Raw genomic sequence first — 12265 nt, forward strand, 5'->3', positions numbered from 1 at the left:
AATACTTGCTCTTGATTTGTGGTTTATTGCAATTTTTGAACACGATCAAACTGGCTGATGATATCGGTGACGCGGACACCGAAATTCTCGTCGATGACGACAACCTCGCCTTTGGCAATCAACTTGTTATTGACCAAAATGTCTACATGCTCACCTGCCAGCTTGTCCAACTGTATGATGGATCCGGCAGACAAGTCAAGAATTTCTCTAATCAACTTTTTGGTACGTCCCAGCTCCACCGTTACTTGCAGCGGAATGTCTTGCAAGAGATTCAAATTTTGCAGTTCTCCTGTGTACATCGGGGACGCGCCAAGCGGTGCAAACTGCGCTGGCACGACATTTGCCTGGTTGGCTGCCGGGCTTCCGAAATGCTGCGGCGCTGGCGGAGCCATAGGCGGTTGCTGGTAAACGCCCGGATACGGAGCATACCCCGGCGGCATCGCATATTGCGCGTATGGGTCCGGATACATCGGTTGCCCCGGATAACCCATCGGCGGAGCATATCCAGCCGGTGGCTGCTGCATCGGCTGCTGTGCAGGAGGCGGCGGCGCTACAGGAGGTACGTGGCTCTGTACAGGCTCCTGCTGCACAGGCTGGGCTGGCGGTGGAGCGGACGCGCTCGGGGCCGGAATAGACGGCATTTCCGTCTCGGCTACAAGTGCTGCGGCTGCCTCGTCATCCGAGCCTCCCACCAGTCGGTCGATCATTTTCTTCGCAAAAGAAAGCGGCAAAAGCTGCATGATATTCGAGTCAATCAACTCGCCATGTTCGCCGACTTTCAAGCGGAAGGAGACTTTCACCAGCGGGCTGTCATCGTCGGAGAAGCTGTCTCCGCCCTTGCCCTGCGCCAAGTCCATCACGTCGATGCCCGGAGGTGTAATGTTGATGAACTGGTTGAAGATCGTGGACATGGATGTCGCCGCTGAACCCATCATTTGGTTCATCGCTTCCTGGACTGCGCTGATGTGCAGCTCGGACATTTCCGTATCGGCAGGCTTGCCATCTCCCCCCATCATCAGGTCTGCGATTACCGCCGCATCTTCCATCCGAATGACCAACAGGTTGATCCCTTTGAAGCCATCCGTGTACTCGACGTGGACCGCCACATGAGGAATTGGAAACTCGCTTTCCAACTCATCCACGTTGACAACGGAAACGGTCGGCGTGGTAATGTCGACTTTCTGGCTTAACAAAGTGGATAACGCGGTTGCGGCGCTGCCGAAGGAGATATTTCCGATTTCGCCAAGCGCGTCCTGTTCAAACGGGGAAAGAAAATCAGCCACATTCTGACTCTCCGCGGGCTTTGCTTCCTCTTCGTCCTCAACCAAGTTGTTCGCGCGAAGTAGCGCGTCAATCTCGTCTTGAGAAAGCATATCTCTACTCATTTTGGTCCTCCCCCTCCTCTATGACTTCATCAATCTGCACGGCCATTCTGCCTTTGAGCGTACCCGGTTGCCCCAGGAACTTCAACTGATCGCCTATCTTGATCTTCAGCTTGCTGTCAAGCGACTGATCCAACTGGATGACATCGCCTTTTTGCAGCGCCAGAAAATCGCCGACGGTAATCGTAGCCGTCCCCATTTCCGCAATGATCGGCAGTTTGGCCACCTTTACTCGTTCTTCGACACGCAGGCGTTCATCTTCATCCCGTGTCTTTTTCTGCTTGGAGAACCAGTACTGACCGGAAAGCTTGGTCATGATCGGCTCCAGTACGACGTGAGGCAGACAAAGGTTAATCATTCCTGTCGTGTCCCCGATTTTCGTACTGAACGAGATTACGACGACAATCTCGTTTGGCGAGACAATCTGCATGAACTGGGGATTCATTTCCAGTCCTTCCTGGTACGGATCAAGCTCAATAATTTGCTTCCATGCCTCGTGGAATGTATCCAGCGCCTTGCCGAATACTCGCTCCATCACCGTTGTTTCAATTTCCGTAAGTGCACCCATTTTTTCCGGGATTGCACCCTGGCCACCAAGAAGCCGATCCAGCATGGTATAGGCGATGTTTGGATTGACCTCCAAGACCATTCGTCCTTCCAAAGGAGGAGCTTCGAAGATGTTCAAGATGGTCATCTTGGGAATGGAGCGTATAAATTCGTCATACGGCAATTGATCGACGGAGGCAACCGTAATTTGCACGAAGGTACGGAGCTGAGCTGAAAAATAAGTAGTCAACAGCCTCGCATAGTTCTCATGGATTCGTGTCAAGCCACGGATCTGGTCTTTGGAGAACCGCAACGCGCGTTTGAAATCATACACTTTGACTTTGCGCTCAGTCTCTTCTTTTTTCAGCTCGTTGGCATCCATCTCACCAGATGATAGAGCGGCCAACAACGCGTCAATCTCACTTTGTGAGAGAACCTCGGCCATATGTCGTCACCTCCTTGCTATGTATCCGTGTGATCGCTTCCTTAGGACAAGACCCGCTTGGTCGTCACGACTTGCACGATTTTGCCTTCTTGCATCAGGGAGCTGATTTCATTCATGATTTTCGCTTCCAGCTTGTTTACGCCTTCGGTTCCTTTTATGTCTTCTGGTGTCAGGCCAGCCAACGTTTTAATAATCACCTGATTGACCTGTGGCAATCGCTGCTCCAGTTCCGTTTTGGCATCTGCACTGTCCGCTGTAATGCTGAAGCGCACAATCATGTAATTGTTCGTCAGCAAATTGGTTGTGATCTCGCCAGTATCTACGGAGTACTCCTGCATTTCTTTCGCTGACAAAGGCTTCACTTCTTTTTCTTCAGAGCTGGCCGTCTGCGCGGCCGGAGAGAGATACGTTTGCCAGAGCACAAACGAGATGACTCCCAGTAGCGAAATCGCGATGATGATAATTAGAGCCATGTTAAACAAACGATTTTGAAACATCGCAATGCCTCCCGCTATTCATTTAAATCGTCCGGCAGCTTGGGTGCAGTCGCTATCGGATGAGCGTTTTGATAAAAAGCCTGAACACGTTCAGCGATGGACTCTACGGAATCCTTCACGATGTACTTCCTGTCGTTGAACAACGTAATCACGGTATCGGGTGTTGCTTCAACCGTTTCGATGTGAGTGATGTTCAGATAAAACGCAGTGCCGTTAAAACGGGTCAGTTTAATCATCGTGTGCTCCTTTTCGGGATTAAACAGGGGAAGGAGTAAATCGCTTCCCCGCCTAATCCACTGCAAGAAGTTATCGTTTCAGATTCACCAGTTCCTCGAGAACGGAATCGGACGTCGTAATGATCCGCGAGTTCGCCTGGAAGCCGCGCTGCGCCACGATCATTTCCGTGAACTCTTCAGAGAGGTCGACGTTGGACATTTCCAGTTGACCGGCAATGATGCTCACGCGTGCATCTGCTGGAGTAACTGGTGTCATTGGGTCTTCGTCACGAGCACCGGCGTTCACCGTGTTTTCATAGAGCGAATTGCCGACTTTTTTCAGACCGCTCGGGTTGTTGAACGTCATGACGCCAATCGTGTTGTCGGCTGCAAGCGCGCCCGCATCGTCTACGGTCGTAATGACGCCGTCTTTGCCGATGGAGTAGGAGACGACACCGTCAGCCTGGCTGATCTGGATCGGAGCAGCATCGCTGTTCAACAGTTTCAGTCCTTGCGGGTTAACCAGGAAGCCTTGGGAGTCGCGGGTGAAGTTGCCTGCGCGCGTGTAGTAGATCGTCGCGCCGTCATCCGGGCTCACCATGAAAAAGGCGTCGCCTTCAATGGAAAGGTCTGTCGGCAAGTTTGTCGTCATCGGGCTTCCCGCCGAAAACACGGTATCAATCGATGCGATCGAGGAACCGAGACCGATCTGGGTCGGGTTGGTACCGCCTTTTCCACCGTCGGTCGGAGCGCCGGCACCTTGCACATTTTGGCTCAAAATATCTTGAAACATGACACGGCTTTTTTTGAAGCCAACCGTATTTACGTTCGCAATGTTGTTCCCAATGACATCAAGCTTTGTTTGAAAGCCGCGCATACCTGAGATACCTGAATACATGGAACGAAGCATGATCTGTCTCCTCCTCTGCTCTCTTACAAGTCTGGATTACCTCTGTCGTTCGGTAACCCGTAGGCTTCCTCCGGAGAGGTCCAGCCCGCTCGTACAGGCCATTTATACGAAGATGGCGCTGTCGATGTTGGTAAATACATTGTCCTTCATGCTGCCATCGTCCACAGCGGTAATGATTTTCCGATTTACGATGCTCACGACATAAGCCACGTTATCCATAATGATGAGAGATTCTCTGGCCCCTTTGGAGGCTGCCTTTTGAACCGCTGACTCCAAACGTTCCAACTGATGCCCTCCAAGCGCGATTCCACGTTGCTGCAGGCGGCTCATGGCATGCTGACTGAACGAAAGTGGCTGTGCTTTGGCATGTGGAGTCGTCGATTCGGTCAAGTACTGTTGAAACGTTTTGCTGGCTCCCGGCGCTGTCTGGGCAGCCGCTTTGGTGACGTGATTCGGTTTCGGAGGGAAATAGGGCTGCGCGACACGAAAATGGTTCATGCTGCTTCCTCCTTCATTCCATCCCTAGACGAGATCGTCCACTCCACGGGCTGATTCCCGCAGGCGATTCCATAGCGACTCGCTCGTTTCACTGCTGTCTACGAGCGCCTCTAGCGCAAACTCTTGTTCAGCCTGTTTTTGTTGCTGTTGCTGCTGATTGTCCCGCTGCTGTCCGGCTTGCTCGCGCTGTTGCTGGAAGCTGAATGCCGTGTCCTGCTGTTGATTGACCTCCAGACGATCGACCTGCAAGCCTTGCTGCGTCAAAGCCAGCCGCAATTGCGGAAGCTGGTTGTCGAGCAAATCTTTTCCGGCCTGTGTCTCGGCGTGGAACTGGGCGGTAATTACCCCGTTGTGCGAAGTAATCGTCACGTCCACCTGCCCGAGCGACTGCGGATTCAAGATCAGCCGTGCTTCATGCACACCGTTATGGCCGCTTAGTTGCAGCTTGGAAACGAAAAGCTGGGTAAGCTGCTGCGGCAATTTGTTCGCGTTCACATGGTGCGTCTGTCCGACTGCCTGTTGAAAACTTGCCACGCTTTGCGTCTGAGGCGCTTGCTGGGAAACAACCGAAATTTGGTTCGCTGTCGTCAGCAGCGATTCCTCCGGGTTTCCTTCCTGATTCAGCAGACTGCCGGAAAGCGTCGGCTGGATCGGTTGGGAAGATACTCCCGCTTCCAGCTTGTAGGCAGCCAGGCCGAGGTTCATCCGCAAAGGCGAAATCGTCTTGAACGCTTCTTGCTGCGATGCATTTAGATTGGGAATCGTCTCGGAGCGCAGCGGCAGCGCGCCATGCTTCGCTTTGCTTTCATTGCCTTTTTGGTTCTTCAGTGCTTCGAGAAGTGCGGCCAGCTTGTCCATCTCATCGGCAGATGCTTCCTTTTGCGAAAGCTTGGACAAAAGTTGCTTGAGATCCACTCCAGCCTGCGAGGCAAGCTCCATGCCTTGTCCGGACACTTTGCCCAAAAGCTGTTCAACCGCTGCTGCCTTTTCGCCTACTTGCTCGTTCAGTTCTGCGTTTCCTTGCTGTCCTGCGGCAAGCAGTTGAGCGATCAACGCCATCAGTTCATCGAGCAATTTCTGGTCTTCCTCTGACAAGCCTGCCGGAGAAGCAACTACCCCTTTGGAGTCTAGCATCGTTTCAAAAGTTTGCAGCATTTGCAAAGAGAACAACTGCCCCATGCCAGCATCTCCATTGCCTGTGGCAGCACCGACAGATGTGACGCTCCCGGCTGAACCTACTGGCGGAGTCAGATTGGCTACATTCATCTCGTTCACCTCCTCTTTTAGATTTGTTGCTTATGGAAACGACAACGAAAAGCCATGCTTTTTGTTATCGAAGCAACTCTTCTGTGATGCGTGCCGCCAGATTGTCTTTCTCTTTTTTGTCTTCCTTGGCGATCGCAGAGAGTGTTTGCGCCCGCTTGTCCGCAGGCATTTCTTTTAAGAGGGTAAGCGCTCTGCTCTTGTTCGTACTCATGAGCGAGCGAATGACCGCAGCAGAATCTTCTGCCGGCATCTGCGCGAATGTCTCGCTCAGTGCCTGGTCGTTTGCGCTGGAGGAAGAGCCGCTGCGTGTCTCGCTAAGCGCCTTTGTCAGCACCTGAACCCGCTGTTGCAAGGCCGCAATGTCGTCGTCCTTGTTGACAACAGAATCTTTCAGCAGTATCGAAATGTCTGCCGCTTTTTTCGGGTCCATCTTTGCCAAAATGTCTGCGCGCTGATTGGGCTTCATTTTGGTCATGACCGCGACAGACTCGTCCAGGCTCAAATTTTCGATGATGGCTGCTGCGTTTTTCGCTGACATCGTCGTGTACACTTTGGCGAGGTCCGTAAACTGCTTTTGCCGCTCCTCTTCGCTGGCTCTTTGTTCCTCCATGAGCTTGTTCAAGTCTTGCACCTGCTTTTCCAGCGCTTGAATCGTGGCGTCTTTTTTCGCTGCTTCTTCTTTCAGCGCGGAAATTTGCTGCTGATTTTTCGCCTGGTCTTGCTGCAGGGTCGCCACTTGCTTCTCCGTGTCTGGTTCTTTCTTTTCCTCCTCACCGGACAGCGTGTCGTATTCGTCCGGGACGAGCTTTTCCACGTACGGTATGGAGTTAGCCCAGTGGAGAACATTCCCTAGCACGTTCACTCCCAGCAAGCTCAGGAGAACGCCGCCAAGGAGGCTGGCAAACAGTGCAGGAATGACGATCATGTAAAAAAACCATTCCAACCTGCCGTATTCCCGTTCTTCTTGGATTTCTTCCATCTGGTACCTCCCTTAGTTGCTGCGGCGAAGATAGAGCTGCGTGCCGATCTCATCCATTTCTTTTTGCTCACGCTGTCTCTGCTCGTCGAGAAATTGATGGAGAGATTTTTCCCGCAGTCGTTGCCACAACTGGGACTCTTTCATTCTCTCGGTCAAATGGGACTGACAGCGCTCCACGTCCTGCTCACACCCGCGCAAGGTTCGTTGCTGCCTCGTAATCGAGCGGGCTACCGCTTGCTGGTACTGCGCGATAGAGATAAGCTGCGCCGCGCTGCACGTCTGCATTTGCGCTTCCTCAAGCATATGGGTCATCTCATCATGCTGTTCAGTCAATTGCACAAGTTTCCACTCTTCTTCGTTTTTGCGCTGAATCGATTTCCCAAATGCCCACTCTGCCTGCTCTTTCTCTTTTTCCTTCAGATCCAGAACTTTTTGGAGATGAAACTGAAACACTTTCACTCTAGTTCACTCCTCCGAAATGGGCTAACAGCGCCTTGATTGCGCTTTGAAGGGTCGAGGGCTCATGTGTGCCTTGGGCCGTAAACTCAGAAATGATGTCTTTATAGCGGATCGCGGCATCAATGTCGCGGTTTGATCCTGGCTTGTACGCTCCGATGTTAATCAAGTCTTCCGCTTCCCGGAATGTCGCCAGATGCTTTTTCAACTGTCTGGCGGCTTCCTTGTGCTCGTCCGAGACGATTTCCGACATGACGCGGCTGACGCTTGCCATCACATCAATGGCAGGAAAATGGCCTTTTTGTGCGATTTTCCGGTCGAGGACAATGTGTCCGTCCAAAATTCCCCTCGCCGTATCCGCAATCGGATCGTTCATGTCATCCGAGTCGACGAGTACCGTGTAAAACGCCGTGATGCTGCCTTTGTCGGCCGTTCCTGCCCGCTCCATCAGCTTCGGCATCAGGGCGAACACGGACGGGGTGTAGCCGCGTGTGGCTGGAGGCTCTCCGATGGCTAGTCCCACTTCCCGCTGCGCCATGGCAAACCGGGTGACAGAATCCATCATCAGCATCACATTCAGTCCGCGATCCCGGAAATATTCGGCGATCGAGGTCGCAATCAAGGCTCCCTTGATGCGAATCATGGCCGGCTGGTCGGAAGTGGCGACGACGACGACAGACCTCTTTAGCCCTTCTTCCCCCAGATCGCGTTCTATAAACTCCATGACTTCGCGTCCGCGCTCCCCGATCAGCCCGATGACGTTGATGTCCGCCGTCGTATTGCGGGCGATCATCCCCATCAGAGTACTTTTCCCTACCCCTGATCCGGCAAAGATGCCGACACGTTGTCCTTTTCCGACCGTCAAAAGTCCGTCTATGGCGCGTACGCCGACGCTGAGCGGCTCCTTGATGCGCGGGCGCAGGATCGGGTTCGGCGGGAGGTTGTTCGTCGGATAGGAAGCCAGTCCGAGCGGCAGCGTCCCTTGATACGGCCTGCCCAGTCCATCCAGCACCGAGCCGAGTATTTCCGGCCCTACTTTTACTTCCAGCGATCGGCCCGTCGCCACAACGTCGCAGCCCGGTCCGATGGCTGTCAGCTCGCCAAGCGGCATCAGCAGCACTTTGTTTTCCCGAAAACCAACCACTTCGGCGATAATCGGCTCTTTGCTGTTCGTCGGGTACAGATGGCAAATCTCGCCGAGCTTCACTTCGGGTCCTTGCGACTCGATGGTCAGGCCGACCACCTGTGTCACTTTCCCGTTCACGCGTAGCGGATCGAGCTCATACAGCGCCTGTCTGTACTTGGATATGTCCAGGATGCTCATCGGGACTCACTTCCTCCGGCAATCGCAAGCAATGCTTGTTTGATCTCTTCTAGTTGTGTATCCACCCGTGCGTCCACGCTTCCGAGCTGTGTGCGAATGACACAGCCGCCATCTGCTATCGTGTAGTCCGGATAGATGGAAAGCTCCGCCTGTCCTTCCAGCAACGCCAGCAGTTGGGCGCGATGCTCGGAAACGTAATGGAAGTAGTTGTGGTTGACGCAGATCGTGATCTCGCCGTGGACTCGCGAGCGCCGCAGCGCTTTTTTCGCAATTTCCAGCACCTGCTCCGGATTTTGCTGCAGTTCCTGTCCGATAATTTTTTTGGCGATTTCCAGGGCCAGCTCTACCAAAAACGGCTCTGCTTCCGCGATGATCTGCTGCTTGCTGCTGTATGCCTGCTCCAGAATCGCACGCGCCTCGGCGAGTGCTTGCGTCTCTTCCTCGTACGCTTGCTGCTTGCCTTCCGCAAAGCCTTTTTCGTGTCCTTCGGCCGTCGCTTGCTCCTGCGTCGAGCTGAACAACTGGGCAGCCTCCTGCTGTTTCTGCTCCCACCATTGCTGAATCTCCAGCGAGGCTTCCTGCTTCAGTTGCTCGGCCTCTTCTATCGCTTGGCGGAGAATGGTTTGCGCGGTTTCTTCCGCGTCTGCCAGAATCGTTTTGGCCTCTATTTCAGCTTCTTGAAAAATTTGTAGATTTTTTTGCAACCTTTCGGGATCACTTTCCGTCTTAGGTGGTACAGGCGTCACCGAGAGGAGGACAGAGTCCTCTGAAGGCCGATAATTCGCCACTTTAATGATCCTAGACAATGATATCATCTCCTCCACCGCGGGCGATGATGATCTCACCAGCCTCCTCTAAGCGACGGATAATCGCAACGATACGAGATTGTGCTTCTTCGACGTCGCGCAGACGAACTGGTCCCATGAACTCCATTTCTTCTCTGAAAGTGTCCGCCATCCGTTTGGACATGTTGCGGAAAATAACTTCGCGAACTTCTTCGCTGGACACTTTGAGCGAAAGCTGCAAATCCGCATTTTCCACGTCGCGGATGACGCGCTGAATGGAGCGGTTGTCCAGTGTGGCGATATCTTCGAATACAAACATGCGCTTCTTGATTTCTTCGGCCAATTCGGGGTCCTGAATTTCGAGAGAATCGAGAATCGTGCGCTCCGTCCCACGATCGACACCATTGAGAACTGCCACGATTGCCTCGATCCCGCCAGCTTGCGTATAATCCTGTGTCACCGTTGCCGAGAGCTTCTGCTCGAGGACTTGCTCCACCTGGGCGATCACTTCCGGAGAAGTGCTGTCCATCGTCGCAATCCGCTTCGCTACCTCAGCCTGGCGCTCTTGCGGCAAAGCCGACAAAATCATCGCAGCCTGCTGCGGTTCGAGATAAGAAAGCACCAGTGCAATGGTCTGCGGATGCTCGTTTTGGATGAAGTTTAAAATTTGACCAGGATCTGCCTTCCTGGCAAAATCGAACGGCCGCACTTGCAGGTTTGCCGTCAAGCGATTGATGATATCCATCGCTTTCGTCTCGCCCAGCGCTTTTTGCAAAATTTCTTTTGCGTACGTAATGCCGCCTTGCGAAATGACTTCCTTCGCTACGGCGATTTGGTGAAATTCAGCCAAGATTTTATCTTTTTCATCAGTATCTACTTTTCGCACATTGGCAATTTCCAATGTCAACTGCTCAATCTCATCCTCACGCAAATGCTTGAACACCTGGGCAGAGATTTCCGGCCCTAGTGAGATGAGGAGGATAGCCGCCTTCTGTCTTCCCGACAACTCTTTAGCGCCGCGAGCCATATCTTTCACTCCTTAATCTTCTGCTAGCCAAGTACGAAGCAGAACAACAAATTCATCCGGCTTGCTTCGCGCCAATTTTTCAAGCTGTTTTCTGACCACGACCTGGTCTCCATCTTCCTGATAGATCAAGTCAGGAATTTCGGCAGGTTGGTTTGGAGCCAGCAAGTCTGACATCTCTTCTTCCTGTTCCTGCTTCGCTTGGTTGCGTCTGCGGATGATGAGGAAGGCTACAGCGGCGAGAGCCAGCACGGCAATACCACCAACGGTCCACAATACAGCCGGGCTGAGTGCACTGGATTCTTCGACAGCCACTTTGCCAGAAAATTGACGTGGGAGAACGGAAATGTGTTTGTCCAGTTCTTCTTCGCTCAAATCGGTCGCTCTGTCGCTCAGTGTCACACGGACGACATTGCGCAGTACCTGTTTGATACTTTCGATTGTAGCAGCATCTAATTCTCCGCCAGTCGGCGGTTCGACCCCTACGTTGATCGTCAAATCTTCAATCTTGTACGGGCTTAGTGTAACATTTCGCGTGATTCGATTGACTTCGCGGTTAATGGTATCATTCAGTTCTTCATACTGACTGTTGCTGCCCTGAGGATTGTTCCCTGGGTAGTTGGGGACTGCATTCGCGCCTGTTCCGGCGATGCCCCCCGGCGGTTGGCCTTGACCCGAGAAAGCTTTTGATAATTTTTGAGAAGAGATGATAAGTCCTTCGTTGTTCTCTTTGTCGGGCGCCTCCACGAGATTTTCCACGCGGTTTTCCTTATCAAAATTCATTTTGATAAATGCGTGCACAATCACTTTGTCTCGGCCCATAATCGTTCCAAGCAAGTTGTACAGGTTTTGTTGAATCTTCTTCTCAACCTCGGACTTGATTGCTTCTTGCTGTTTGAAGCTGCTTAATGTTCCTTCTGCTTCGTTGCCTTCCGCGCGTTCCAGCGGATTCGAGTATTGGTCCGTAATCGCGATGGCGTCCATCGGCAATTTCGGAACGCTTCGGGAAACGAGCAAATACAGCGAGTTAATCTGCTTTTGATCGAGCGTCGTACCCGGTTCCACGTCGACGATGACCGATGCCGTTGCCGTATCCGGTGTCTCTGTCACCCAAACACTTTCCTGCGGCAGTGTAATCATCACTTGTGCCGAGCGCACGCCTTTCACACGTTCGAGCATTTTGCGCAGCTCTTGTTGCAACGCTTCTTTTTTCATCACATCGAATTGCCTGTCGGTAACACCGAGCGTATTGGAAAAAATCTCAGAGTTGATGCCTGCCTGGCTGGGGATTCCTTGTGCGGCCAGATCGACGATGACATCCTGTGCCATTTTTTCCGGTACTTCAATGCTTGTCCCATTTCCCGTAATCCGGTACGGAATCTGCTGGCCTTCAAGTTCTTTTTTGATTGCGCCGATTTCTTGCTCGCTCAGTCTCTGATCGTAGAGTGGCTTGTAGACCGGCTGAGAAGCGATGTATATGTATAAGCCCAGCGAAATTAGCAGAAAAAGCGAGATTCCGGCAATCATCCATTTTTGTTTCTTGGAAAACTGGTTCCATTTAGACGTAAGCTGATTTCTGTATAAAGCTAAACGTTCGTTCATGATTCACCTCTCACTGGATAAAACGACAATCAAATCGGCATTCGCATGATTTCTTGGTAGGACTCGATCATTTTATTCCGGACTTGCATAGTCAATTGCAGCATCACGGAAGCTTTTTGTCCGGCGACTGTCAATTGATGCACATCCGTAATTTCTCCGGCAGCGAATCGATCTGCGAGATTTGCCGATTCTACTTGAGCCTGATTCACCTGGCTTAGCGCGTCCGTCAAGTACGACGAAAAGTCTTTTGTCACTTCGGCAGGCGTTGGCAGTTTGTTTGCGACAGGCGTCCGAACCGGAACCGTTTGGGAAAGTGCGTTTATGTCCATCTTTTAT

The 12265-nt window shown here is 52.4% G+C and carries 14 protein-coding genes; all 14 read right to left on the minus strand.

Going from position 1 to position 12265, the window contains the following annotated elements:
- Nucleotides 1-23: 23 nt before the first annotated feature.
- Nucleotides 24-1385, minus strand: coding sequence for a flagellar motor switch phosphatase FliY (fliY, locus tag AC27IT_RS02515; protein ID WP_005834240.1), 1362 nt, complete (start codon nucleotides 1383-1385; stop codon nucleotides 24-26).
- Entirely contained in the window at nucleotides 1378-2373 is a 996-nt protein-coding gene (gene fliM / locus AC27IT_RS02520) for a flagellar motor switch protein FliM (protein ID WP_005834241.1), read from the minus strand. The genes fliY and fliM overlap by 8 nt, the downstream gene beginning before the upstream one ends.
- A 41-nt stretch (nucleotides 2374-2414) precedes the next feature.
- Nucleotides 2415-2870, minus strand: a complete 456-nt coding sequence (locus AC27IT_RS02525) for a flagellar basal body-associated FliL family protein (protein ID WP_005834243.1) — start codon at nucleotides 2868-2870, stop codon at nucleotides 2415-2417.
- A 14-nt stretch (nucleotides 2871-2884) separates the two neighbouring features.
- Nucleotides 2885-3106: a flagellar FlbD family protein gene (locus AC27IT_RS02530; RefSeq protein ID WP_005834244.1), complete on the minus strand. Its 222-nt coding sequence runs from the start codon at nucleotides 3104-3106 to the stop codon at nucleotides 2885-2887.
- A 70-nt stretch (nucleotides 3107-3176) separates the two neighbouring features.
- On the minus strand, nucleotides 3177-3995 hold the full coding sequence (flgG, locus tag AC27IT_RS02535; RefSeq protein ID WP_007777776.1) for a flagellar basal body rod protein FlgG: 819 nt from the start codon (nucleotides 3993-3995) through the stop codon (nucleotides 3177-3179).
- Nucleotides 3996-4097: 102 nt separating this feature from the next.
- The gene (locus tag AC27IT_RS02540; RefSeq protein WP_005834248.1) at nucleotides 4098-4493 is read right to left on the minus strand and encodes a TIGR02530 family flagellar biosynthesis protein; all 396 of its coding nucleotides are present in this window, start codon (nucleotides 4491-4493) and stop codon (nucleotides 4098-4100) included.
- A gap of 24 nt (nucleotides 4494-4517) precedes the next feature.
- Nucleotides 4518-5759, minus strand: coding sequence for a flagellar hook-length control protein FliK (locus tag AC27IT_RS02545; RefSeq protein WP_487091566.1), 1242 nt, complete (start codon nucleotides 5757-5759; stop codon nucleotides 4518-4520).
- Between the two features lie 64 nt (nucleotides 5760-5823).
- Nucleotides 5824-6738: a MotE family protein gene (locus AC27IT_RS02550; protein WP_005834251.1), complete on the minus strand. Its 915-nt coding sequence runs from the start codon at nucleotides 6736-6738 to the stop codon at nucleotides 5824-5826.
- A gap of 12 nt (nucleotides 6739-6750) precedes the next feature.
- On the minus strand, nucleotides 6751-7197 hold the full coding sequence (gene fliJ, locus AC27IT_RS02555) for a flagellar export protein FliJ (protein ID WP_005834253.1): 447 nt from the start codon (nucleotides 7195-7197) through the stop codon (nucleotides 6751-6753).
- A gap of 1 nt (nucleotide 7198) precedes the next feature.
- A complete protein-coding gene (fliI, locus tag AC27IT_RS02560; RefSeq protein ID WP_007777772.1) occupies nucleotides 7199-8518 on the minus strand; it encodes a flagellar protein export ATPase FliI in 1320 nt (439 codons plus the stop codon).
- Nucleotides 8515-9333, minus strand: coding sequence for a flagellar assembly protein FliH (fliH, locus tag AC27IT_RS02565; protein ID WP_487091567.1), 819 nt, complete (start codon nucleotides 9331-9333; stop codon nucleotides 8515-8517). The genes fliI and fliH overlap by 4 nt, the downstream gene beginning before the upstream one ends.
- Nucleotides 9317-10330 (minus strand): flagellar motor switch protein FliG, encoded by a 1014-nt coding sequence (fliG, locus tag AC27IT_RS02570; protein WP_005834258.1) that lies wholly within the window; start codon nucleotides 10328-10330, stop codon nucleotides 9317-9319. The genes fliH and fliG overlap by 17 nt, the downstream gene beginning before the upstream one ends.
- A gap of 12 nt (nucleotides 10331-10342) precedes the next feature.
- Nucleotides 10343-11929: a flagellar basal-body MS-ring/collar protein FliF gene (gene fliF, locus AC27IT_RS02575; RefSeq protein WP_005834259.1), complete on the minus strand. Its 1587-nt coding sequence runs from the start codon at nucleotides 11927-11929 to the stop codon at nucleotides 10343-10345.
- Nucleotides 11930-11958: 29 nt separating this feature from the next.
- The gene (gene fliE, locus AC27IT_RS02580; protein ID WP_005834260.1) at nucleotides 11959-12258 is read right to left on the minus strand and encodes a flagellar hook-basal body complex protein FliE; all 300 of its coding nucleotides are present in this window, start codon (nucleotides 12256-12258) and stop codon (nucleotides 11959-11961) included.
- Between the last annotated feature and the right edge of the window lie 7 nt (nucleotides 12259-12265).

It is taken from the genome of Brevibacillus sp. YAE8, assembly GCF_057543335.1.